Annotated in this window: 21 protein-coding genes; 14 read left to right on the forward strand and 7 right to left on the reverse strand. The window is 33.8% G+C overall.

Features of this window, described 5'->3' with window-relative positions; translation table 11 throughout:
- Positions 1-40 precede the first annotated feature (40 nt).
- Positions 41-400: a dihydroneopterin aldolase gene (gene folB, locus ACM55F_RS05945; RefSeq protein ID WP_416852840.1), complete on the reverse strand. Its 360-nt coding sequence runs from the start codon at positions 398-400 to the stop codon at positions 41-43.
- A gap of 106 nt (positions 401-506) precedes the next feature.
- Here folB and ACM55F_RS05950 point away from each other — a divergent pair, with 106 nt between their 5' ends.
- From ACM55F_RS05950 to ACM55F_RS05965, 4 genes are all read left to right on the forward strand, one after another.
- On the forward strand, positions 507-2609 hold the full coding sequence (locus tag ACM55F_RS05950) for a glutamine--tRNA ligase/YqeY domain fusion protein (RefSeq protein ID WP_416852841.1): 2103 nt from the start codon (positions 507-509) through the stop codon (positions 2607-2609).
- Positions 2610-2915: 306 nt separating this feature from the next.
- A complete protein-coding gene (locus tag ACM55F_RS05955) occupies positions 2916-3248 on the forward strand; it encodes a YtxH domain-containing protein (protein WP_416852842.1) in 333 nt (110 codons plus the stop codon).
- A 40-nt stretch (positions 3249-3288) separates the two neighbouring features.
- Positions 3289-3639, forward strand: a complete 351-nt coding sequence (locus tag ACM55F_RS05960) for a phage holin family protein (RefSeq protein WP_416852843.1) — start codon at positions 3289-3291, stop codon at positions 3637-3639.
- A 4-nt stretch (positions 3640-3643) separates the two neighbouring features.
- Positions 3644-3916: a DUF6327 family protein gene (locus tag ACM55F_RS05965; RefSeq protein ID WP_416852845.1), complete on the forward strand. Its 273-nt coding sequence runs from the start codon at positions 3644-3646 to the stop codon at positions 3914-3916.
- A gap of 29 nt (positions 3917-3945) precedes the next feature.
- Here the strand turns inward: ACM55F_RS05965 and ACM55F_RS05970 are convergent, their stop codons facing one another.
- Positions 3946-4932 carry an SPFH domain-containing protein gene (locus ACM55F_RS05970; RefSeq protein ID WP_416852846.1) on the reverse strand — a complete coding sequence of 329 codons (987 nt, stop codon included), beginning with the start codon at positions 4930-4932 and terminating at the stop codon, positions 3946-3948.
- Positions 4933-5009: 77 nt separating this feature from the next.
- Here ACM55F_RS05970 and ACM55F_RS05975 point away from each other — a divergent pair, with 77 nt between their 5' ends.
- The gene (locus ACM55F_RS05975; protein ID WP_416852847.1) at positions 5010-5651 is read left to right on the forward strand and encodes a porin family protein; all 642 of its coding nucleotides are present in this window, start codon (positions 5010-5012) and stop codon (positions 5649-5651) included.
- Positions 5652-5739: 88 nt separating this feature from the next.
- A complete protein-coding gene (locus ACM55F_RS05980; protein ID WP_416852848.1) occupies positions 5740-7200 on the forward strand; it encodes a hypothetical protein in 1461 nt (486 codons plus the stop codon).
- Positions 7201-7297: 97 nt separating this feature from the next.
- Here ACM55F_RS05980 and gltX read toward each other — a convergent pair whose 3' ends face one another.
- Positions 7298-8803 (reverse strand): glutamate--tRNA ligase, encoded by a 1506-nt coding sequence (gltX, locus tag ACM55F_RS05985; protein ID WP_416852849.1) that lies wholly within the window; start codon positions 8801-8803, stop codon positions 7298-7300.
- 271 nt (positions 8804-9074) lie between these two features.
- Between gltX and ACM55F_RS05990 the strand changes: the two genes are divergently transcribed.
- The 6 genes from ACM55F_RS05990 (at position 9075) to ACM55F_RS06015 (ending at position 19235) form a co-directional block, all read left to right on the forward strand.
- Positions 9075-12377, forward strand: a complete 3303-nt coding sequence (locus ACM55F_RS05990; protein ID WP_416852850.1) for a coiled-coil domain-containing protein — start codon at positions 9075-9077, stop codon at positions 12375-12377.
- Positions 12374-12793: an rRNA maturation RNase YbeY gene (gene ybeY, locus ACM55F_RS05995; protein ID WP_416852851.1), complete on the forward strand. Its 420-nt coding sequence runs from the start codon at positions 12374-12376 to the stop codon at positions 12791-12793. The genes ACM55F_RS05990 and ybeY overlap by 4 nt, the downstream gene beginning before the upstream one ends.
- A gap of 141 nt (positions 12794-12934) precedes the next feature.
- Positions 12935-14806: a tRNA uridine-5-carboxymethylaminomethyl(34) synthesis enzyme MnmG gene (gene mnmG / locus ACM55F_RS06000; RefSeq protein WP_416852852.1), complete on the forward strand. Its 1872-nt coding sequence runs from the start codon at positions 12935-12937 to the stop codon at positions 14804-14806.
- A gap of 204 nt (positions 14807-15010) precedes the next feature.
- Entirely contained in the window at positions 15011-15859 is an 849-nt protein-coding gene (locus ACM55F_RS06005) for a class I SAM-dependent methyltransferase (protein WP_416852853.1), read from the forward strand.
- 244 nt (positions 15860-16103) lie between these two features.
- Positions 16104-16670 carry an OmpH/Skp family outer membrane protein gene (locus tag ACM55F_RS06010; protein ID WP_416852854.1) on the forward strand — a complete coding sequence of 189 codons (567 nt, stop codon included), beginning with the start codon at positions 16104-16106 and terminating at the stop codon, positions 16668-16670.
- A gap of 297 nt (positions 16671-16967) precedes the next feature.
- On the forward strand, positions 16968-19235 hold the full coding sequence (locus tag ACM55F_RS06015) for a helix-turn-helix domain-containing protein (protein WP_416852855.1): 2268 nt from the start codon (positions 16968-16970) through the stop codon (positions 19233-19235).
- A gap of 56 nt (positions 19236-19291) precedes the next feature.
- On the opposite strand, the gene ACM55F_RS06020 is transcribed toward ACM55F_RS06015, so the two are convergent.
- Positions 19292-20239 carry an HU domain-containing protein gene (locus ACM55F_RS06020; RefSeq protein ID WP_416852856.1) on the reverse strand — a complete coding sequence of 316 codons (948 nt, stop codon included), beginning with the start codon at positions 20237-20239 and terminating at the stop codon, positions 19292-19294.
- A 102-nt stretch (positions 20240-20341) separates the two neighbouring features.
- Here ACM55F_RS06020 and dprA point away from each other — a divergent pair, with 102 nt between their 5' ends.
- On the forward strand, positions 20342-21442 hold the full coding sequence (dprA, locus tag ACM55F_RS06025) for a DNA-processing protein DprA (protein ID WP_416852857.1): 1101 nt from the start codon (positions 20342-20344) through the stop codon (positions 21440-21442).
- Between the two features lie 103 nt (positions 21443-21545).
- Here the strand turns inward: dprA and trpS are convergent, their stop codons facing one another.
- Positions 21546-22520 (reverse strand): tryptophan--tRNA ligase, encoded by a 975-nt coding sequence (trpS, locus tag ACM55F_RS06030; RefSeq protein ID WP_416852858.1) that lies wholly within the window; start codon positions 22518-22520, stop codon positions 21546-21548.
- A 262-nt stretch (positions 22521-22782) separates the two neighbouring features.
- On the opposite strand from trpS, the gene ACM55F_RS06035 reads away from it, so the two are divergent.
- Positions 22783-23544, forward strand: coding sequence for a lysophospholipid acyltransferase family protein (locus ACM55F_RS06035; protein ID WP_416852859.1), 762 nt, complete (start codon positions 22783-22785; stop codon positions 23542-23544).
- On the opposite strand, the gene ACM55F_RS06040 is transcribed toward ACM55F_RS06035, so the two are convergent.
- Positions 23528-24973: a hypothetical protein gene (locus tag ACM55F_RS06040; protein WP_416852860.1), complete on the reverse strand. Its 1446-nt coding sequence runs from the start codon at positions 24971-24973 to the stop codon at positions 23528-23530. The genes ACM55F_RS06035 and ACM55F_RS06040 overlap by 17 nt on opposite strands.
- Positions 24970-25512 carry an RNA polymerase sigma factor gene (locus tag ACM55F_RS06045; protein ID WP_282727902.1) on the reverse strand — a complete coding sequence of 181 codons (543 nt, stop codon included), beginning with the start codon at positions 25510-25512 and terminating at the stop codon, positions 24970-24972. Before ACM55F_RS06045 ends, ACM55F_RS06040 begins: the two co-directional genes overlap by 4 nt.

A 25512-nucleotide genomic window follows, 5' to 3' on the forward strand; every position in this document is an offset into this window, starting at 1 on the left:
TTTAAAAAATATTTATTAAACCCTTTGAAACATTTTTAATTTAACTTCTATATTCTTCCATTTCAATTGTAACCGCTTCAACGTCACCACCAATAGGAGGATTTAATTTTGAAACACCCAGAATAACTCTTGAAATGGCTGGAACTTCTTTCATAATCCTGGCAATGATACGTTGTGCAACATGTTCTAATAAGTTGGCTCTTATAGCCATTTCTTCAACCACAATTTGGTTTAACAACACATAATCAACTGTATCAACCAAGTTATCTGTAATTGATGATTGTCGCAAATCTGTTTTAACTTTTAAATTAACTGAATAATCAGAACCAATTTTTCCTTCTTCAATCAAACAACCATGATAGGAGTAGGTTCTGATATTTTTTAGTTTTATAAATCCCATTTTTTAATTTTTTGTTCAAAGTTTTTTAGGTTTAAAGCTATCTCTGGTAACTTTAAACAGTAAACTTTAAACCATTTATTTATCTTTGCTAAAATTAAACAAAAAAATGTCAACCGAAGAAAAATCACTCCATTTTATAGAACAAATCATTGAAGACAGTTTATCCAATGGTTTTCCACAAGATAAATTACGTTTTCGTTTTCCGCCGGAGCCCAATGGGTATTTACACATTGGTCACGCCAAATCTATTTGCTTAAATTTTGGTTTAGGATTAAAGTACAATGCGCCAGTTAATTTGCGTTTTGATGATACTAATCCAGCCAAAGAAGAGCAGGAATATGTAGATGCTATCAAAGAAGATTTGAAATGGTTGGGTTTTAATTGGACCGAAGAATTATACTCTTCTGATTATTTTCAGCAGTTATACGAATGGGCGTTTGCCATGATTAAAAACGGTAAAGCGTATATAGACAGTCAATCTTCTGAAGACATGGCGATTCAAAAAGGAACGCCAACACAACCCGGAGTTGATGGACCTTACAGAAACCGTTCCATTGAAGAAAATCTTACTTTATTCGAAGGAATGAAAAATGGTGATTTCCCGGAAGGAAGTCATGTTTTACGTGCCAAAATTGATATGACTTCAAAAAACATGCTGATGCGTGATCCGTTGATGTATCGTATTTTACACCGTCATCATCACAGAACAGGGAATGATTGGAATATTTATCCAATGTATGATTATGCACATGGAGAAAGTGATTATATAGAGCAAATTTCGCATTCTATTTGTACACTTGAATTTGTCATGCACCGAGAATTATACGATTGGTTTTTAGATCAGATTTATGATGAATCAAAAGTAAGACCACATCAATATGAATTTGCTCGTTTGAACTTGAATTACACGGTAATGAGCAAGCGAAAACTGTTGCAATTGGTTCAGGAAAATATAGTAAATGGTTGGGATGATCCTAGAATGCCAACGATTTCAGGATTGAGAAGAAGAGGATATACAGCTGCTTCAATTCGTAAGTTTTGTGATATAATTGGTGTTGCCAAAAGAGAAAATATAATTGATTTTTCACTTTTGGAATTTTGTTTACGTGAAGATTTAAACAAAACTGCCCCAAGAGTTATGGCAGTTTTAGATCCAATAAAATTGGTGATTACGAATTATCCTGAAGATAAAGAAGAATGGCTAGAAGCGGAAAATAATCAAGAAGATGAAAGTGCAGGATTTAGAAAAGTTCCTTTTTCAAGAGAATTATACATTGAAAGAGAAGACTTTTTAGAAGAAGCACCAGCCAAATTTTTTCGTTTGAGTTTAGGTAGAGAAGTACGTTTAAAAAATGCTTATATTATTAAAGGAGAACGTGTTGTAAAAGATGCTGCAGGAACTATTACTGAAATTCACGTGACTTATGATGAAGACAGTCGAAGCGGAAGTGGGAGTGAAGCCAGCCAAAGAAAAGTGGCCGGAACCTTGCATTGGGTTTCCATACAACATGCTTTAGAAGCTGAAGTTCGTTTGTACGATCGTTTGTTTATTGATGAAGCACCAGACAGTCATAAGGAGAAAAATTTCTTAGAATTTATGAATCCAAGTTCGTTACAAATTGTAAAAGGATTTGTAGAACCAAGTTTGGCAACGGTACAATCAGATGAAAAATTCCAGTTTCAACGTTTGGGTTATTTCAATGTTGATAAAGATACAGTTGAAGGTAAAATTGTCTTTAATAAAACCGTTGGATTGAAGGATGCTTGGGAAGAGAAAGGTAAAAAAGAAGAAAATTTATTGATGAACACCCAAAAAGAAATCAATAAATATGTAAAGGAAAAAGACGAAAAGAATGCGAATTTGATTCTAAACAACATTGTTGATAACATAAAAAGTATTGATAACTACAGTTTAATTATTCAGACTATTGTCAAAAATATTAAGAATGATAATAACTCGTTGTTGTTTTCTAATTTGATTTTACATCATTCAGATAAAGTACATGTAAAAGATATTGAAGAAGAATCTTTGACAAAATTATACACGATGTCATTAAAAAGTCAAATGGCTGCCGTGAGAATTTTAGCGATTCAAAATTTACAAAATGATTTGAATAATTTTAGTCTTTTCGAAACACAGCTTTCAGAATTAAAGAAGAATGAAAAAAACGAAAAAGTTTTAGAATTATTAAATGGACTAAAATTTTAGGACTAAATTTATAGTATAGATTTTAATGATTAAAAGCGTCTTTTATAAGGCGCTTTTCTTATTATAGTAAATTGATATTAAAATTTAATTTACTATAATATTTACTAATTAAAAACAACTTAAATAAACTGGATTTAAAGCATTTTTTTAAGTTTTACTAGTTCTAATATACTTGTTAAAGATTTGTTTTACTAGCGTGTTTTATTTCGTTTTTTAGCCTTGTTTAAAATAAATTAACTGCTTGTTAACAGCGATATGTTAATAAAATTAGTAATTTTAGTAATTAACAATCAAAAATGGAATATCATGTCGAATAACGCAGGAAATACATTATTGGCTCTATTAACTGGTGCGGCCATTGGAGCTGGAATTGGGATTTTGTTTGCGCCAGATAAAGGTACAAGAACAAGAGAAAAATTTAAAGATGGTTACGATGATGCCAAAAGAGATTTAAAACATAAATTCGAAAATGCATCGGATGAATTGAAAAGCACATTTTCTTGTGACAAAAAATACGATCTACAAGAAACGTATGAAGATTTGATTTCAAATGTGAGTCATAAAGCAGAAGACGTGATTTCTTTTTTAGAAACAAAATTGGCTGAATTGAAAGAACAAAACGCTAAACTTCAAAAATAATATTGGTTACTTTCTAATTGATATTAAAAATAAATAAATTATGGCTTTTGAAGAATTAAAAGAAAATACTGAGGATATTCAGGAACAAATCCAAGAATATTTAAAAAGCAATAAGGCTTATTATAAATTGTGGGGTTTTAAAGTAGCAATGAAATCTACTACCATGATTCTTAAGTTCACATTGATTTTTTTGTGTTTTAGTATGGTTTTATTATTTTGTTCCGTAGCTGCAGCTTTGGCAATAGGAAATTCTTTAGATAGTTATCCGTTGGGATTTTTAATTATCGGGGGTGTTTATCTTATTGCAACGGCTTTTTTATTTTTAATTAAAGATAAAATCGTTGAAGGACCAATGATGGAAAGATTTTCAGAAATATTTTTTAACGACTAAAATTATGGAAACTAAAAAATATTCTTCTTATGCTCAGATAGAAAGGGAACTGGAAATCTTAAAAATTGAAAAAGAAATCAGTTATCAAAAATTGGTTTATGGTGTTAAAAAAACTAAAGAGAGTTTTACACCACAAAACATTGTAAGTGATTTAATAGGAACCTATAGTTCCGCTATTCCTTACGGAACTATAGTATCAACGGCACTTCCTTTTATACTGAATAAAGCGGTTCCGTTTGTTAAAAATTGGTTAGCAAAAAGAAAAAGAGGCAATTAAGCCTCTTTTTCTTTAAATAACCGAGATTGTTATATTTCTATTTCAGGATTTTCTGAATCTTTTGGAGCTTGATAAGCTGTATGTTCATCTGTTTTTGGTTTTGGTTTTCTGCTGCTTTTCTTCATCATTTCGCCCACTTGATTTGATGCAGAAAATGAAGCTACCATGTTATTCAGCATATCACTTCCGGCTTGAGGGGAATTGGGTAATAAAATCAAATTAGAATTAGTGTCTGCGCCAATAGCCTGTAGGGTATCATAATGTTGCGTAACCACAATCAAAGCCGAAGCTTCCTGAGAGTTTATACCGACTTTATTTAGGACATCAACACTTTCTACCAAACCTCTTGCAATTTCACGTCTCTGGTCAGCAATACCTTGCCCTTGTAAACGTTTGCTTTCGGCTTCTGCTTTAGCTTTAGCCACAATTCTAATTCTTGATGCTTCTGCTTCAAATTCTGCAACGGTTTTCTCTCTATCTGCTGCATTAATTCTGTTCATCGCATTTTTCACCTGAATATCTGGATCAATATCGGTTACCAATGTATTGATGATCGTGTAACCATAAGTAGTCATCGCTTCGTTTAATTCTCTTTTTACAGCAATGGCAATATCATCTTTTCTTTCAAAAACATCATCTAATTTCAGTTTTGGTACCTCGGCACGAACAACATCAAATACATAAGAAGTAATTTGATCGTGTGGATATTCCAGTTTGTAAAAAGCATCATAAACAGTTTCTTTTACTACCATAAATTGAACCGAAACCTTTAGTTTTACAAAAACGTTGTCTTTGGTTTTGGTTTCTATGATAACATCTAACTGTTGAATTTTTAGATTTACACGCCCGGCAATTCTATCAATTAAAGGAATTTTAAGTTGCAAGCCAGATTGTCTGATACTTAAAAATTTTCCGAATCGTTCAACAACAACAGAGGTTTGCTGCTTGACGGTAAAAAAAGCAGAAAGGAAAATAAATAATCCGAATACAAGAAAAATAATTAATGGAATGTCCATAGTAAGAATAAATTAGTTAAAAAATTACTGTTAAATTACAAAAAAACTTTAGGTTTGTCTTTGTTTAATTTAATTTTATGAAAAAGGGATATCTTACTTTAGTTTTTATTTTAATTTCCGTAACAGTTATTGCTCAGTATGACTATAGGGATTCTAACAGGATAGGTATTAGTTTTGGTGTCAATCAATTTACTTTGAATACAAATAATTTCCAAACTAAACCTGCCACAGGATGGAATGCCGGACTTTCTATGCGTGGAAATTTCTATAATAATTGGGATATGGTTTATGCGATGCAGTTTAGTGAAAATAATTTTTCAGTAGCTACAAGAAGTCTTTTTTTAGCAAATAAAGATGTAAATTATAAACTGGCTTCTGCTCAAATATCATTGCAATTGAGTTATAAATTGATCGAAAATAATTTGAGTGTTGAATTTGGACCTTTAGTTCAAGTAAATGGAAAATTTAAAGTAGCTGCTGAAAACGAAAATAATATAATTTCAGGAACCACTTTGCTTGCCAAAGATATTGTGGATATTTCCAAGTTTAATTTTTATCCAACAGTTGGAATCACTTTTGGAGTTCGTCATTTCAGAGCTAATCTTTCGTATCAATATGGAGTAAATAACATGCTTGAAAACTTAAACAACAAAAATTTAGGAGTCAATTTCAAAGGGAATCCAGGGATTATAAATGGGAATTTGATTCTTTATTTATAAGAAAAATTATATTAAAAAACACAATTGATCCCTCTAATGTTTTATATTTGAGGGATTTCTATTTTTAACTTAATAACTAAATTTATTTATGAAAAAGCCACTTTTTTATTTTGTATTATTATCTAGCATTTATATGAATGCTCAAACTACTATTGTTGAAGAAAAATTTACCGATGATAGTACTCCAATGCGCTACCATTATCTTCCTAAAAGCAATAAAATTGTTATAGAAAAAGGCTCATATGTATTTAGGTCTTTTAATAGAAGGATAAATAACATAAGTAGTTATGATTGTTACGGTAAAAAAGAAATTTTGATAAATAATTTTGAATGCTTATTATCAAATTTTTCTATTACCGAAAATACATTTTTATTAGATGATTTTTCAAAATACGGGAATCCAAGCTATAAGTATGTTGTTAATGGGAAACAAACACCTACTTTAAATTATTCAGATGTAAGTCGTAATTATGGAGATCGTATTTTTAGTGTTAATGATCTTAACTATACATTTGGTAAAAAGTATTTTAATGATAAATACGAATTAGATATTGTTGATGAAAAAGGAAAAAACAAGGTCAATTTTGAGAAAGATGAACTTTATTTAGAGACTTTAGATTTTTTTTCAAAGGACAAAAGGATTATACCTATTATCAAACCTGATTTAAATAGATTATTAAATGAACAGTCAATAAAAACAGAGGAATTTTTAGGATATTCTGCAAATCTAATTGATAATGACAAATTTGAAATTATAACTAAATCTATTTCAAAAGATTATAAATCTTCTATTTTGTTTAGAACTTTTTACAACATGGATGGAAAAATAATTGAAGAGCAAAAACTCAATATTTCGTTACCTTCGGAATATTTGGTATATTCAGCCAACAATGCGGCGCGTATGCATGCTTCTAGAAATGGATTACTAATATTTTTCACAGATTTAGCAATTAATGATTTTATAGTGGATAACATAACTAAAGATATTTATGTTTTTGGTTTGTTTGGTGATAAAGCCAAAAATCTTAATGACGACAATTCCCCATCGGGTTATTATGTTTTTAAATTTGATAAAGAAGGTAAAAAAGTTTGGGAATCAATAAACAGAATTGATGACAAGGATGATTTTAATAAAAAAATTCATTTGGTAAAGGTTTTTAGTTCACTTTCATTTAGCAGTAACGGTTTACTTTTTGAAACAGGAGGCAGGTTTAAAGAAAATTATTTTCATTATAGCTTTATAGATAAAAACACAGGCAAAATTTCAAATAAAAATAAAATTTCTTATAAAGAAGATACGATATACACATTTAAAGGAGACTATAGGGCTTTCTTCCTTTCTTTTAATAAATGTGAAGGTTATAAAAATAAAGTATTTGATAATGACGGTTTGATAGCTATTGATACAAACAAAAAAGTAGCAGATTATTTGAAAAATATAGATTCAAAAAAGAAATTATTTTTCAATACTATTATTTCTGAAAAAGGAATTTGGCTACTAGAATCTGATAATGAAGACTATTATAAAGTTACTTTCTTTAAGGTATAAGTATAAAAAAAGCCTCCAATCCAGATTCAGGATTAGAAGCTTTTTTATCATTAAACCCTTTCAATCCCGAAGCTTCGGGACTGAAAGGGTTCTTTTTTTACAAAGTAGCTATAGCTTTTTGAATTCTGTTAATCGTTTCGTCTTTTCCAATTACTTCAACGATATCAAATAGGTGAGGACCTTTCAGCGCGCCAACCAAACTCAAACGAAACGGTTGCATTACTTTTCCCATTCCAATTTCATTTTTCGTCATCCAGTCTTTGACAATCGTTTCGATATTCATAGAAGTGAAATCGGTAATTTCCTCCACAACAGAAATCAATTCCTGCATTAATGCCGGTGTTTCTTCCTTCCAGTTTTTACTGGCTTTTTCATCATACGCTGTTGGAGCCACAAAAAAGAAATCACTCATTTCCCAAAATTCAGAAACAAAATGCGCGCGTTCCTTGATTAAAGAAACCACTTTTGTTAAGACATTTTCGGCTACAGAAAACCCTTTTTCAGCCAAAATAGGAGCATAGGCTTTCGCCAAAGTTGCATCTTCCTGCTTGATTAAATATTGGTGATTGAACCATTTATTTTTTTCCGGATCAAATTTAGCCCCAGCTTTATGAACTCTGTTCAAGTCAAATGCTTCCACTAATTCTTCCAGCGTGAATAATTCTTTATCCGTTCCGTCATTCCAACCTAATAAGGCTAAAAAGTTGATTACGGCTTCCGGGAAAAACCCTTTTTCTCTATAACCAGATGAAACGCCTTCTATGGTTTTCCAATCCAATGGAAATACAGGAAATCCCATCTTGTCACCGTCACGTTTGGATAATTTTCCGTTTCCAACAGGTTTCATAATCAATGGTAAATGTGCAAATTCCGGTGCTTCCCAACCAAATGCTCTGTACAATAAAACGTGCAAAGGCATTGATGGCAACCATTCTTCACCACGAATTACATGAGAAGTTTCCATTAAATGATCATCCACAATATTAGCCAAATGATACGTTGGCATTCCGTCACTTTTGAACAATACTTTATCGTCTAAAAGATTAGTTTCAAATTTCACATCACCACGAATAATGTCATGCAAATGCAACGTTTCATTCACCGGAGTTTTAAAACGGATGACATAATGTTCTCCATCAGCAATTCTTTTAGCAGTTTCATCTGCAGAAATCACTAACGAAGTGTCTAATTTTTCTCGGTTATGGTGATTGTATATAAAGGTTTTTCCTTGTTCTTCTTCTAATTTTCTTGCTGCATCCAAAGCTTCTGCCGTATCAAAAGCATAATACGCATTTCCTGTATTGATTAATTCAGCAGCATATTGTTGGTACAAATCTTTTCTTTCGCTTTGACGGTATGGACCAAATTTTTCGTTTTTACCAATAGTCTCATCTGGCGCAATTCCTAACCATTCCAGTGCTTCCATGATATATTCTTCGGCACCGGGAACAAAACGATTTTGATCCGTATCTTCAATTCTCAGGAAGAAAACGCCATTGTTTTTTTTGGCAAACAAATAATTGAATAATGCGGTACGAACTCCGCCAATATGTAAAGGTCCAGTTGGACTTGGTGCAAAACGCACCCGAACTTGTTTAGACATTGCTGTAATTTTTTTGCAAAGATAAGAAGTTCTTTTCGCCACGAAGACACAAAGACACAAAGTTCTCTTTTATTTAATCACCAAATAAGGTATTTTGATATAAACTTTATATGTTCTTAAATTCTTTATATGGTTTAATTTTTTTAATCCTTTGTGAACTTTAGAAACTTTATGGTGAACCAGTAATCAACTTTTTTGATTATTATATTTTTAACATGGACTGAATTTAAAAATGGTTACTTTTATTGGTTATAAAAACATGTTATAAATTTTGGAGCACTCAAATTTTATTTATCAAAAATTAGAAGCTTTCATCAGGAAGTTTTATACCAACGAATTGATACGGGGAACTATTTTCTTTATCGGTTTAGGATTGTTGTATTTTCTATTTACGCTTTTTGTCGAATATTTTCTTTGGCTCAAGCCAATGGGAAGAACCATTTTATTTTGGACTTTCATTGGAGTAGAATTGTATTTGTTGTTCCGTTTTATTTTGTTTCCAATTTTTAAATTATTCAAGCTTCAAAAAGGAATCGATTACAACCAGGCTTCGGCAATTATTGGAAATCATTTTGCAGAAGTTAGCGACAAACTGACTAACTTTTTACAATTATCAAATACGAATGAACATCAAATCAAATCGGAATTATTAGCCGCTTCGATTGAACAAAAAGCCAATGCATTGCAACTAATCCCTTTTGGGAACGCCATAAATTACAACGGAAACAGAAAGTATTTTCCTTTGGCTTTAATTCCAATTCTGTTATTTGCTTTCTTTTATTTCTCCGGAAACAGCAGCATGATTTCACAAAGTTTGAATAGAGTAGTGCATTTCAATTCGGCTTTTCTGCCGCCTGCTCCTTTTAAATTCGTGATTTTAAATTCGAATTTACAAACCGAACAAGGAAAGGATTTTATACTTCGAATAAAAACCGAAGGTAAAATCGTTCCTGAGAATGCGATGATTTTCATTGACGACGAAAGTTATTTTATGGAATCAGTTAAAGCAGGAGAATTTCAATTTAAGATGGCAAAGCCTTCAGAAAATATTTTGTTCCACGTGGAGGGAAATGCTATTTCTTCACAGGATTATGAATTGAAAGTGATAACTGTTCCTTCGATAGCTAATTTCGAAATGCAGTTGAACTTTCCTTCGTATTTGAATAAAAAAGCAGAAACAATCAAAGGAACAGGAAATGCGGTTATTCCAGAAGGAACGCGTGTAACTTGGAAAATGAATACACAAGCGACACAAAACGTGGAGTGGATGGATGGAATTACGAAAGCTTCTTTTTCGAAAACAGAAAACACCTTTATTTTATCCAAAAATATACTTCAAAACACAGATTATCAAATTCTTACTTCAAATGAGAAGGTAAAAAACCACGAAAAACTCAATTATCAGTTTACAATTGTCAAAGATCAGTTCCCAACGATCAATGTGAACAATGCACCGGACAGTTTGAAGGTTGCTAAGAACTATGTTTTAGGTCAAATCTCGGATGATTATGGTTTGTCAAGACTTCAGATTGTTTATTACGAAAGTGAGAAACCACAAACTGCTAAACGTGGAACAATTGCTATTAAGAAAAGTGCTTTTGATCAATTCGTATTTTCGTTTCCAAGCAATCTTCCGGTGGAGCAAGGCGTGTCTTATGATTATTATTTTGAAGTTTTTGATAACGATGCCATCCATAATTTCAAAAGTACGAAGTCTTCAGTTTTCTCGAATCGCGTTGCTACAAATGAAGAGAAGGAAGATCAAATTTTGCAACAGCAAAATGACAACATCAATAGTTTAGAGAAGTCTTTAAAAAACCAGGATAAGCAAATGGCTGAAATGGAGAAGTTGCAAAAAACCGGAAAAGAAAAAGAAAACTTGGATTTCAAAGATCAGCAAAAAGTAAATGATTTTATCAAACGTCAAATGAAACAAGATGGGATGATGAAAGAATTTACTAAAAAAATGAACGATAATTTGGAGCAATTCAAAATCGATAAAAAGGATGAATTAAAAGAAGAGCTTCAGAAACGAATGGACAAAGCCGAAAAGGAATTGGAAAAAAACCAGAAGCTTTTAGACGAATTGAAAGAACTGAACGATAAAATCCAGAATGAAGAGTTGTTGTCCAAGTTGGATAAATTCAAACAAAACAGTAAAAACCAAACTAAGAATTTGGAACAGTTGGTGGAATTGACGAAGAGGTTTTATGTAGAAAAGAAAGCAGAACAATTAGGAGACAAACTGGACAAGCTTTCTGAAAAACAAGATAAATTATCTAATGATGAAAAGGAAAATAAATTGGACAAACAAGAAGATATCAATACTGAGTTTGACAAAATCCAAGAAGATTTAAATGATCTGGAAAAAGAAAACAAGGAATTAAAATCACCTTTGGACTTGCCTAAAGACGATGCTAAAGAAATAAGTATTGATGACGATTTAAACAAAGCTTCTGAGGAATTAAAGAAAGACAAAAAAGACAAAGCCAAACCAAATCAAAAAAGCGCCTCCAAAAAGATGAAAGAGATGGCGCAAAAAATGGCACAAACTTTGGAGGAAAGTGAGATGGAACAGTTGCAGGAAGATGTTGCAATGTTGCGACAAATTTTAGACAATTTATTAGCGTTTTCTTTGTCACAAGAAGACTTGATGAATCAGTTTAAAAAGCACAAATCAGGGTCTCCGGCTTTTAATAAAAATATTAAAATCCAACAGGATTTAAAACAACAGTTCAAGCATGTTGATGATAGTTTATTTGCGATGTCGTTGCGCAACCCAAAAATAGCGGAGGATATAACCAAAGAAATTGGCAATGTAGTTTACAACGTCGATAAATCGTTATCCAGTTTAACAGATGCTCAAGTGCCAAAAGGTTTGTCGCACCAACAGTACACCATTTCAGCTGCTAACAAATTAGCAGATTTTCTAAGTGACATGCTTAACAATATGCAAATGCAAATGTCAGGAATGGGTTCAGGTAAACCAAAACCGGGTCAAGGACAAGGAATGCAACTCCCTGATATTATTAAAAAGCAAGAAGGTCTTGGAGAGAAAATGAAAGACGGAATCAAGAAAGGGGAGAAACCCGGTGACAATCAAAAAGGACAAAACGGCAAACAAGGCAAGCCTGGTGAGTCTGGTCAAGAAGGTGAGGGCGGTGAAGGTGATGCGCAAGCTATAATGGAAATTTATAAAGAGCAAAAGCAATTGCGTGAAGCATTGCAAAACGAATTGAACAAACAAGGATTGGGTGGAAATGGACAAAGCGCTTTAGAACAAATGAAGCAAATTGAAAAGCAATTATTGAACAAAGGTTTTAAGAACGAAACGCTTCAAAAGATACTGAATGTGAAACAGGAATTATTGAAATTGAATTCCGCTATTCAGCAACAAGGAGAGGAAAATAAACGCCAATCGGAAACCAATAAAAAGGAGTTTAATAATCAATCTAATGCGCTGCCAGTTGCTTTATTAGATTATTTGAATAGCATAGAAATATTAAATAGACAATCCTTACCTTTGCGCTCGAATTTTAATCAAAAGGTTCAAGAATATTTTAATAAAAAATGATTAATTTTAATTACGAAACCGACTTTAATTTAGACAACGAAGAAGCTACTGCTGTTTGGTTGGGAAATGTTATTACCTCGGAAAACAAGAAAGAAGGAGAGATAAATTACATCTTTTGTGATGATGAATATCTTCATAAAATAAATGTCGAGTATTTGGATCACGATACGCTAACGGACATCATCAGCTTTGATTATTCTATGGGTAATGAATTGCATGGTGATATTTTTGTTTCTATCGAAAGAGTGAAAGACAACGCCGCTGACTTTAATGTTTCTTTTGAGGAAGAATTAAAGCGCGTTTTAGTTCACGGCATTTTACACTACTGTGGCTACAAAGATAAAGGGGAAGCCGAAGAGCTTTTAATGCGTTCTAAAGAGGATGAAAAAATCGCTATGTTTCACGTGGAACAGTAGCGCTGTTTTTGTTTTTAAATCGAAAGTGTTTCACGTGGAACATTTAGTATTGGTTTGAAAATACGTTTACAATGTTTCACGTGGAACAAAATATAGATTTCAAAATTACAATCCTGAACAAGGATTAAATTATAAAAGAAGATGTTTCTAAATGAATATGATGTAATCGTTGTGGGTGCAGGGCATGCTGGTTCAGAAGCTGCTGCCGCTGCCGCAAATTTGGGTTCAAAAACCTTGTTGGTTACAATGAGCTTGCAGAACATTGCCCAGATGTCATGTAATCCAGCGATGGGTGGAATTGCCAAAGGACAAATTGTGCGTGAGATTGATGCGCTTGGAGGATACTCGGGAATTGTTTCGGACAGAACTGCAATCCAGTTCAAGATGCTGAACAAATCCAAAGGTCCTGCAATGTGGTCGCCGCGTGTTCAAAGTGACCGTATGCGTTTTGCCGAGGAGTGGAGAATGATGTTGGAAGGAACTCCAAATCTTGATTTTTATCAAGAAATGGTCAAAGGTTTGATTATTGAAAACGGAAAAATAAAAGGAATCCGAACTTCGTTAGGAGTAGAGATTCGGTCTAAATCGGTTGTGTTGACCAATGGAACTTTTCTGAACGGTTTGATTCATATTGGTGAAAAACAATTTGGTGGTGGAAGAGCAGGCGAGAGTGCCGCGTATGGAATTACCGAAGATTTAGTTGCGGCTGGTTTTCAATCAGGACGAATGAAAACGGGAACACCTCCAAGAGTCGATGGACGTTCTTTGGATTATTCGAAAATGAACGAAGAAAAAGGAGATGCTAAGCCGGATAAGTTTTCCTATTCGGATGTGACTTCGCCGTTGATTCATCAAAAATCGTGTCATATGACCTATACGTCTCTTGACGTTCACGATATTTTAAGAGAAGGTTTTGATCGTTCGCCAATGTTTAACGGAAGAATAAAAAGCCTTGGACCAAGATATTGTCCGTCAATTGAAGATAAAATAAATCGTTTTGCTGATAAGGAAAGACATCAATTGTTTGTCGAACCTGAAGGATGGAATACCTGTGAGGTTTATGTAAATGGATTTTCTACATCGCTTCCTGAGGATATTCAATTCAAAGCCTTGAGTTCTGTTGCGGGATTTGAGAAAGTAAAATTCTTTCGTCCAGGGTATGCAATCGAATATGATTATTTCCCGCCGACACAATTGAAACATACTTTGGAAACAAAATTGGTTGAAGGATTGTATTTCGCCGGACAAATAAACGGAACTACCGGATATGAAGAAGCGGCTTCTCAAGGATTGATGGCTGGAATAAACGCACATTTAAAAGTACATGAAAAAGCGCCGTTAATTTTGAAAAGAGACGAAGCGTATATTGGAGTTTTGATTGATGATTTAATTACGAAAGGAACTGAAGAGCCGTACAGAATGTTTACGTCCCGTGCAGAATACAGAACGCTGTTGCGTCAGGATAATGCCGATTTCAGATTAACGCCAATGTCACATGAAATTGGTTTGGCTTCAGAAGCGCGTTTGCGTAGAATGGAACACAAATTAAATGAATCTGAAAAAATGGTGGCTTTCTTCAAAGAAACAAGTGTTTCGGTTGCGGAAGCAAATCCTATTTTAGAATCAAAAGATACGGCGCTGATTACGCAAGGGGATAAAATGTTCAAAGTATTTTCTCGTCCGCAAATTGATTTAGAAGACATCATGAAATTTGAAAAGGTTGCTGCTTATGTCGCAGAAAATGATTTGGACCAAGAAATTTTGGAACAAGCCGAAATTCAAGTGAAGTATTCTGGTTATATCGAAAAGGAAAGAAATAATGCAGATAAACTGCTTCGATTGGAAGATGTAAAGATTCCTGAAAATTTCGATTACGATAAAATTAAATCGATGTCAATTGAAGCCAAACAAAAATTGAGCAAGATTCGTCCGGTAACTATTTCTCAAGCTTCACGAATCAGTGGTGTTTCGCCAAGTGACGTATCGGTGCTGTTGATTTATATGGGACGATAAGATTTTTGATTAACGATTTTTGATTTTAAATCTGCAATCAAAATTAATAATCTACAATCTTAAATCAACTGTTCCACGTGAAACTACGTTGTGAAGCCTTGCTATAATTGAAGAATCATAAAAATAAATAATTCAGCCCTGAAAGCATCCGTTGGTGTTATCAGGGTTTAGTTTAAAATTAAAATATAAAAGCACTATTAATTAATGGACATTTCAAACCAACAGCCTTTTTTAACCGTTAAAGATTATTCTGTTTCTCAGGAAATTTTCGACTTATATCATGACGCCAAATTAGATATGCTGATTACTTCTCCGCAACCTAGTTTAGAAAATTTAGGAAAGTATTACGAAAGCGTGGATTATATTTCGCACACGGATAGCAAAAGGTCTTTATTTGAAAAAGCATATCATTTTGTAAAAACCATCGCGCTAAAAAACAAACTGAATTTAATTAATTCATTGCAACCGAATAAAGGAAGCATTTTAGATATTGGTGCCGGAACAGGAGATTTTTTATTTGTGGCCAAAGAAAACGGTTGGCACACCATAGGAGTGGAGCCAAGTGAAAAAGCAAAAGCGATTGCAAAAAAGAAAGGTGTTTCATTTGTTGGGGAAACCAGCGAATTAGACAATCATTCTTTTGATGTGATTTCGATGTGGCATGTTTTGGAACACGTTCCAAATTTGGAAAACCAAATCAAAGAATTGAAACGATTATTAAAACCAAATGGAACTTTAATAATTGCTGTTCCAAATTTCAAATCTTTCGACGCAAAACATTACGGAAAGTTTTGGGCTGCTTATGATGTGCCAATTCATTTTTGGCATTTTTCTAAAACGGCTATAAAAATACTTTTTGAAAAAGAAGAAATGAAATTGGTTGAAGTGCTTCCTATGAAATTCGATTCTTTTTACGTCAGCTTACTTTCGGAAAAATACAGAACAGGGAAAATGAATTATATAAAAGCCTTTTTTGTTGGATTGCAATCGAATTGGGAAGCGAAGAAGAATTTTGAGTATTCTTCACACATTTACATCCTAAAAAACAACTAAAAATCAATTTAAGCGTATTTAAGCTTGTTTTTTAGTGTAGTCGAGAGTGAATGTTGGATTTTTAAACTAATTCGTTTATTTAAAAGATATACAACTCACTTTTAATAGTCATAAATTATACATTCATAAATCATAATAATAAAATCTTATATCATAAAAAAGTAGCATTTTGTAAACTTTATGTCAATACTATCTATTTTTTTATATTTTTGTCACCAATACTCAAAACTAGAAATTCATCAAAATGAAAAAAGCATTAGTAATTATCGCACTTTCAATTTCACTCGTATCTTGTAACAAACCGGCCGCAGAAGTTAAGGAAGTAAAAACAGCTTACGTAGATACTTCAGTGTTAATGAAAGAATATACAGAAGCAAAAGACCTTGAGGCAAAATATAAAGCAAAATCGGAAGAAAAAGGAAGACAGCTAGAGGCAGAAATTAATCGTTTCAAACAAGAAGCGGCAGGTTTTCAAGCACAAGCACAAGCCAACGGTCAAGCTTGGGCACAACAAAAAGGTGCTGAATTGCAAAAAAGAGAGCAACAATTGGGTTATGCGCAACAAGCGTTGTCTCAAGAATTGCAACAAGAAAGCGGAAAAGAAATGGATTCTTTAGTAAGCGGAGTGAAAAAATTCATCAAAGCGTATGGTAAAGAAAAAGGATATGCATACATCTACGGTACTGGTGACGCAGCTTCAATTTTATACGCGGAAGACAAATTTGATATCACAAAAGAAATCATCAAAGCCTTGAACGACAAATACAAAGCGCCTGCTAAAACGGAAGAAAAAGTAGAAGCTAAAAAATAATTTTTTTATATTAATTCAAAAAATTGCCTTCGTCTACCCTTAGATTGAAGGCATTTTTTTTGAAGCTATTTCCCGCTATCCGCTGTAATCTCTCGCTTAGCAAGTGTTTTTTCTTACCCATAAAAGGAGCTTCTTTTAGTCGCTCTTTTCCGGCCAGAAAAAATCACTTTCTAAATTTCGAGGATTTCCGCTGCTATCGGGGCTAAAAAATAGTCGAATTATAATCCTAAAATGTTTTCCAAAAATTAAAATAGTGTTCTTAATTTTCAATACTTTAGCTTTATATATACACGCCTAATGCAAACCATTTCAGAAGCCGCCGCTTACACCTTACGATTCATCAATCAAACCCATCGATCCGTTTTCCTGACCGGGAAAGCAGGAACGGGAAAAACCACCCTTTTACGGGAAATTATTCAAACCACGCACAAGAATACTGTAGTTGTGGCACCAACGGGAATTGCCGCTTTAAATGCTGGCGGTGTAACGATTCATTCCATGTTTCAGTTGCCGTTTGGAGGGTTTATTCCGGATAATTCATCGCCTCAATTTTCTGAAAGCACCAAATTTGAAACTAAAGCAACCTTGCGCAGGCATTTCAAAATGAGCGGTTTGAAGAAATCGGTGATTCGCAATATGGAATTATTGATTATTGATGAAGTTAGTATGCTTCGTGCTGATTTACTGGATGCTATGGATTATATGATGCAAACCATCCGTAAAAAAAACAGTGCTTTTGGTGGCGTTCAAGTCTTGTATATTGGCGATTTATTACAGTTGCCACCGGTAATTCGGGACGAAGAATGGCGTACGCTGAAAACGTATTACAAAGGAAAATTCTTTTTCCATTCGCATGTGGTGCAGCAAAATCCACCTTTATACATTGAGTTGTCCAAGATTTTTCGCCAGACTGATGATACGTTTATTTCGGTTTTGAATAATCTGCGCAACAACCAGATTTCGCAGCAAGACATTCAAACCTTAAACCAATACGTAAAACCCAATTTTGATTTAAAAGCAAACAAGGGATACATCACATTAACTACACACAACAACAAAGCCGATACGATGAATGCGCAGGCTTTGGAAGATCTGGAAGGGAAGTTAGTTGTTTATAAACCGGAGATAACCGGAGATTTTCCGGACAAGATATTTCCCGTGGAACAACAACTGCAGTTGAAAGTGGGCGCACAAATCATGTTTGTAAAAAACGATTTGTCCTTTCATAAAAACTTTTTCAACGGAAAGATGGGGGTTATCAAATCGCTTTCGAGTCAGGAAATTCTGGTTCATTTTCCGGAAGAAAACAAAACCATAGAAGTCGAAAAATATGAATGGCAAAACATCCGCTACAAAGTAGACGAAACCACCAAAGAAATTGAAGAAGAGGTTTTGGGAACTTTTGTGCATTATCCCATCAAATTAGCGTGGGCAATTACGGTTCATAAAAGCCAGGGATTGACTTTTGATAAAGCTGCGCTTGATGTTTCGCAGGTTTTTCTTCCGGGACAGGCTTATGTCGCATTATCGCGTTTACGCTCGTTAGAAGGGCTTATTTTGCTTTCTCCGCTGCGCATGAATGGCATTTCAAACGATCAGGATGTGATGGATTATTCATTAAACAAAGCTTCGGATTCGTTTTTAGAGAATGCCTTGCATTTTGAAACCAAAAATTTCATACATAACTATCTGATAAACACATTCGATTGGAGTGATTTGGCTCAGGAATGGCGCAATCATAAATTCAGTTACAACGAAAAATCAGAAATTTCAGAGAAATCCAAGCATGCCGTTTGGGCCAAAAAACAAACGGAAGTTATTGAAGAGCTTTTGGATCCATCCAAAAAATTCATTTCGCAATTGAATAAACTTTTTGGTAAGGAAACCGTCGATTTGAATCATGTTTCGGAACGCATTCAAGCCGCTTTCAGTTATTTTCTTAAACCGATGGACGATTTGGTTTTTGAAATACTTTGGAAACTGGAGGAAGTAAAACGCATCAAGAAAGTAAAAGCATTTTATGATGAATTAATCGTGCTGGAAGAATTGCAAACCAAAGCCGTTTTGCGATTAATGAAAGCCAAATTATTGATAGAAACCGTTGTTGCAGGAGAAACCATTTCGAAAGAGAAATTGACGTCCTCAGAAATAAAAAAATACATCAGCCGAAAAACGGAAGCCATTCAAAATCAATTCAAGGAAGTAAATATCACGTTGATTGAAGACGAAAAAGACGTGGAACGTTATACTTCGAAAAAATCAAAAACAGCAGTACCTAAGAAATCAACGGTTCAGGAAACGTATGAATTGTGGGTGGAAAAGAAATCAATTGCCGATATTGCAATTATCAGAGTGCTGACCAAACAAACAATTTACTCGCATTTTGTAAAACTGATACAAACCAAAGCGGTTTCAATTTCGGAGGTTTTACCGGAGGATAAAATACGGGATTTAGCAGCTGCTTTTGCCGGATACAAAGAAGAATCATTGAATACTTTGATGGAAAAACACGGTCATAAATTTTCTTGGGAAGAAGCGAGAATGTATAAAGCGAGTTTGAATTAAAACCGCAAAGCTTTAAAATTTAAAAACCCTATTCGGTAAGAATAGGGTTTTTGTTTTTATAGTGATTGAATCAATATCCAAGCTTCTGGATTGTGCTTTTCATGAATTTCTTTTTTTGCTTTTTCTGCTTCAGCAAATGTGGCATAGCTGCCATATAAAACTGGGAATAAACCGTTTTTGTTAGGAGCGATGCGTTTGGCATCATATCCTAAGCGAGTTAAAATTCGCAAAGTCTTATTTGCATTTTTTTCTTCTCTGTATACTCCGGCCATAATGTGATACGGCATTTTTGTTTCCTTAGTCGACTTAACGGATAGTGTAACTGCCGGAACCGGACTTTCGATGAAGAAAGTGGCTTGCTGAATTTTATTTTGAACTTGTTTTTGAACGGCAGTTTCAACAAGAATCGTTTCTGAGGCGATTTGGTTTTGATACATTGGATAACCAACACTTCCTGCAAGTCCCAATCCTAATACAAAAATAGCGGCGTATTTTAAATACGGATTCGCTGTTCTTGTTTCTTCAGGGACCATTGTGATGATTGCTTTTTCTTCAATTGCTTCAACTTCTTTTTCGAAGATTGCTCTTTTTACAAGTGGTGAAACAAAAGGAGCCAACCCAAAAGAACTGGTTAAGTAATTCGTTTGATCATAAGGCGTGAAAACTATATTGTGATCCGCGTTCAAACGAAGATCACCAACATTTTTTATAGAAAATACTTGATTTTCTTCTAATGCTTTTTTCCAATTAAAAACCTCATATTGAATTGCGCTTACCGCATATTCATAAGACGTTTTCTCAGCTAAAGCGATATGATTGGCTAATAAGCCATCATTGTTTTTCAAATTAGCATTGAAAGCGATCATTTTTTTGGGAGGAGAAAATGAATTCAAGCTTTCGTTTAGTTTAGCCGATTGAGTTTCGGTCAAAAAAGCTCCCAAACCAGGAACGGTTACACATTGATAACGGTATAAAAGCTGCGCGATGTATAGTTCGATTTTCATACTTACAAAGTTATACAACGAAAATAGTTATCAAAATTTTATTCACAATTTTTATTAACAATCCGCATAAAAATTTATACATTTCACTCTCAAATAATTAGCATGAAAGAGCAGGATTTATTTTATTTATTGGCATTGCAAAGAATAGAAGGAGTGGGCGACATAATGGCCAAAAAACTGCTCACCCATTTTGGAACCGCGGAAGCTATTTTTAACACAAAGGCATCGCAACTTGCTGCTATTGATGGAGTAGGGTCTGTTTTGCTGAAAAATTTAAAGGATAAATCTGTTTTCGATAAAGCAACTCAGGAACTGGAATTTATAAAAGCAAATGAAATCAACCCGGTTTATTTTCAAGACGAGGAATATCCGGAACGGTTGAAACATTGTATTGACGGACCACTTTTATTATTTACTTCGGGAAATATTAATTTAAAAAACAGAAGAATAATTAGCATTGTAGGTACGCGTCAAATTACCTCGTACGGAACGGAATTTTGCAGAAAACTGATTGAAGATTTGGCTCCGCTGGATCCTATAATCGTCAGTGGATTTGCCTATGGTGTTGATATTGTTGCACACCAACTGGCGATGGAACATAATTTACAGACGATAGGAGTAGTGGCACATGGTTTGAACCAAATTTATCCGAAAACCCATAAAAAATACGTGGCCAAAGTAGAACAAAACGGTGGTTTTATGACCGAATTTTGGAGCTCCTCTAATCCGGATAAAGAAAACTTCGTGCGAAGAAACAGAATCGTTGCGGGAATGTCTGAAGCGACAATCGTAATTGAATCAGCGGATAGAGGCGGATCATTAATCACGGCGAACATGGCGAATGATTACAACCGTGATGTTTTTGCGGTTCCGGGGCGTGTTACGGATAAGTTCAGTCAAGGTTGCAACAATTTGATAAAAACCCAAAAAGCAAATGTCTTGACAAGTGCCGCGGATTTGATTTATATTTTGAATTGGGACATTCAAAAAGAAACAAAATCGGTACAAAAACAATTATTTGTAAGCTTAGATGATGACGAACAAAAAGTATATGATTACCTCCTTAAAACTGGAAAAGAACTGATGGATATTATTGCTTTGCGCTGTGATTTTCCTATTTATAAAATCTCTGGAATGCTCTTGAATATGGAACTGAAAGGCGTGATACGGCCTTTACCAGGGAAATTGTTTGAGGCGATTTGATTTTAACATATAAGTCATATAAGCTATTGTGAAATAGTATTACATTAAACTATAGCAACTTTAAAAAAAGCTTGAATGACTTATATGTTTAAAAAACGGATTATTACACCTCAAATCCTAATTTCTCTCTCACTCTTGCTAAAACGCCATTTGCAACAGCAGTAGCTTTTTGGGCACCAATCTTTAAAAGTGCATCTACTTCAGGAAGGTTATTCATGTAGTAATTGTATTTTTCTCTTTCGGTTTTGAAAGTCTCTGTAATCAACTCAAACAACGCTTGTTTGGCATGACCGTAACCGTAATTTCCGCCAAGGTAATTGGCTTTCATAGCTGCTATTTGTTCTTCATTTGCCAATAAAGAATAAATAGCAAAAGCATTGCACGTATCCGGATTTTTAGGATCTTCCAGCGGCGTGCTGTCGGTTTCAATACTCATCACTTGTTTGCGTAACGCTTTGTCATCCAAAAAGATATTGATAATATTATTGGCTGATTTACTCATTTTTCCGCCATTGGTTCCTGGAATCAGCATGCTGTCTTCCTGAATTTTTGCCTCGGGAATCACAAAAGTTTCTCCCATTTGGTGGTTGAATCTGGACGCTACATCACGCGTAATTTCAAGGTGTTGCAATTGGTCTTTTCCTACCGGAACAAATTCTGCATCGTATAATAAAATATCGGCAGCCATCAACATTGGATACGAAAACAAACCAGCGTTTACATCTTCCAATCTATCGGCTTTGTCTTTGAAAGAATGCGCTAATGTCAAACGTTGAAAAGGAAAAAAACAACTCAAATACCATGATAATTCAGCTGTTTGTGGCACATCCGATTGTCTATAGAAAACTACTTTGTCTACATTCAAACCACAAGCAAGCCAAGCTGCAGCGGTACTGTAGGTATTGGTTCGTAAGGTTTCACCGTTTTTTATTTGCGTTATCGAATGTAAATCAGCAATGAAAAGAAAGGATTCGTTTTCAGGTTTATTTGATAATGCTATTGCGGGAATGATTGCGCCAAGTAAGTTTCCTAAATGCGGTGTTCCTGTACTTTGAACTCCTGTAAGTATTTTTGCCATTATTTCTTTTTTCTTAATCGCAAAGTTCGCAAAGTTTTTTATTTTTTACCGCAAATTCGCAAATTATAAAAATCAACTTGTTCGAAATTGCATCAGCAAAATTTTCTTTTAACCATATATGTCATTTAAGTCAATAAAACGTTGATGATTAAAAGAACGAGTTAAAATTGAGCAGTAACATAAAACTTAGATGACTTATATGGTGAAAAACGTAAGAAATTTTTTTGAGCATCATAACGTCTGATTTCTTACTTTTGAACTTATGAAAGGATTAAAAATTATTTTTTGGGTACTGTGGCGCATATGGTTTTATATTTTGATGGCCATTCCCATATTGGTGATGTTTCCTTTTCTGGTATTGTCTATTTTGACGGAAAGCGGTTATCCTTATTTTTTTAAGATGGCTCGTATTTGGGCAAAATTTATTCTTTTTGGGATGGGATTTTATTACAAAATAGATAAAAACCAAGAAATGGAATACCAAAAAAGTTACATGATTGTTGCCAATCATACTTCTATGGCCGATATTATGTTGATGCTTGCCCTAACCAGAAATCCGTTTGTTTTTGTAGGTAAAAAAGAACTTTCAAAAATTCCTTTGTTTGGGTTTTTCTATAAAAGAACCTGTATTTTGGTAGACAGAAGTTCTTCAAAAAGCAGAATGGAAGTCTTTAATCGCGCTCAAAAAAGAATCAATCAAGGATTGAGTATCTGTATTTTTCCAGAAGGAGGCGTTCCGGATGACGAATCAGTTATGTTGGACACTTTCAAAGACGGTGCTTTCCGCTTGGCGATAGAACATGAAATTCCGATTGTTCCTATTACTTTTGCCGACAATAAGAAGAGATTCTCGTATACTTTTTTTAGCGGAAGCCCAGGAATTATGCGTGTAAAAATGCATTCACACGTAGAAACTTTGGGCAAAACGGGCGTTGACCGTAAAGAAATTCGCGAAGAAGTACGCGAAATAATTTACAATCAACTAATAGCTTTCGATTCTGATCCAATTAAAAGCTATAGCTAATACCAGAATACAATCCGATAAATAACGGTTTAAAGTCACCCGAGTTGTTTGAAAATGTATTCAATTGATATTTTACCATTGGTTCCACATTAATTTGGAATGATTTTATAATTTGGTACTTAAATCCCAAACCCACATTAGTACTGAAATGGACTTGATTCAGGTTTTTTGCCTCTCCTAATTTTACATTGGTTTCAGATGAAACTAACGATATTTTATTCTGGCTGAGAAACAAAGTACTTACGCCTCCAATAACGTTAATTCCGAATTTTTTATCCAAAACAGCATAGGATACTTCCAAAGGAACTTCATAATAACCCATTTTTTGATTGATGGCGCCTGTATTGGTTTTTTGTAGGTCTTTTTCGAAAGTGATTAATCCGTTCAAAGCGGATTGATTTTTAATCTCAATTAATGCATTTGAAGAATAATTGATATTTGCCAGATTATTGTTTGCCAAACCGGTTGAGTAGACTACGTTATTCGTGTTGTATCCTAACGAGAGCTTGTTAATTCCGCTTCGTAAGGCTATTTTTTTAGAAACAGCATAATTTACTCCAATACCAAAACTTAAGCTGTTATCGGCTGTTTTTTGATTTTCTGAAAATTGAGGGTCAATGGCAGAACCGCCTGAATTCGAATTCAGATATACAGCCGCTATATTTGGCGTAATTTGCCACTTGTTTTTTTGATTGAGAACCACAGCTTCTTTTTCTTCTCCTTTTTTATTTTTAAGGATTTCTTCTAATTCGTTCGGTGTTTCAACACTACTTTCGGGCTGTTTTTTAGGATCTATTGCAGCAATTTTAGCGTTTTCATTCTCTTTTAAACTGCTTTTTTCGAGTGTTTGATTTTGTTGAATATTTTCAAACGGGTTATGGGTTTTTGTGTTGTTTTTTTCAGCGATTACAGCAGTAGATTTTAGCTTGTCAGTATTTGCTGTTGCTTGTTTTAGCGGTGAATTATTTTTTTGGAAATAAACAACAGAACCGTTCTGATTCTTCTCTTTGCTCGAATTGATTTTAAATCTATCAGAAGATATAATTTCTTTTTCATTTGTTTTCCCTGTTTTACTTTTGTTAACTACGATCGGAGGAATTGTTTTCACTTCTAAAGGATTACGCTCTTTTTTTGTTTTATCAAGAGTAGAATCCTTTCCATCAAACGAATTTTTTAAAACTTTCGTGTCTAGAACGACATCATTTTTTATTTCAACAGTATTGTTTAAAACGGTGTTCAATGCAAAAAAACCTAAAAGGAAAGCAGCCGCAATCCCAGAAGATTTTATCCAAAACGGAATTACTTTTCTGTCCTTTTCTTTTTCTTTTAAAGAGGCCTGAATATTTATCCAAACCTTTTTACTTGGCTCTGATTCAAAATCTTTGAATCGCTCTTGAAACAATCGGTCTATATTTTTTTTATCGTTCATTTTGCCAATGAATTTATTTTAATTTTTGTGTAATGATCAATTTTTTCTTTCAAAATCCCTCTTGCTCTGGCAAGATTTGACTTTGTGGTCCCGGTACTGATTTTAAGCATTTCGGAAACTTCTTTATGAGAATATCCATCAAGTACATAGAGACTAAAAACTAATCTATACTGGTCTGGTAACTCTTGAATGATTTGCATTAGATACTCGATAGAAATATTTTCATCTTCAATTTCGACTTCTTCCTCAGGAATATTGTCATTTATGACTTCCATATATCTAACGCCTCTGAATTTTTGAAGGGCATTGTTAATTAATATTCTCTTTGCCCATCCTTCAAAAGAACCTTTAAAATTATACTGCTCAATTTTATCAAAAATGATCAAAAACCCATCCTGTAGATTGTCTTCGGCATCTGCATAATCACTGGAATATTTTAAACACACTCCAAAGAATTTTTTAGAAAACAATTGGTACAATTGCTCTTGTGCCTTGGGGCAGTTTTTTTTACATTGATTAATTATTTGATCTAATACCAC

Origin of the sequence: Flavobacterium melibiosi (assembly GCF_048158545.1) — a bacterium.
GTDB lineage: Bacteria > Bacteroidota > Bacteroidia > Flavobacteriales > Flavobacteriaceae > Flavobacterium > Flavobacterium melibiosi.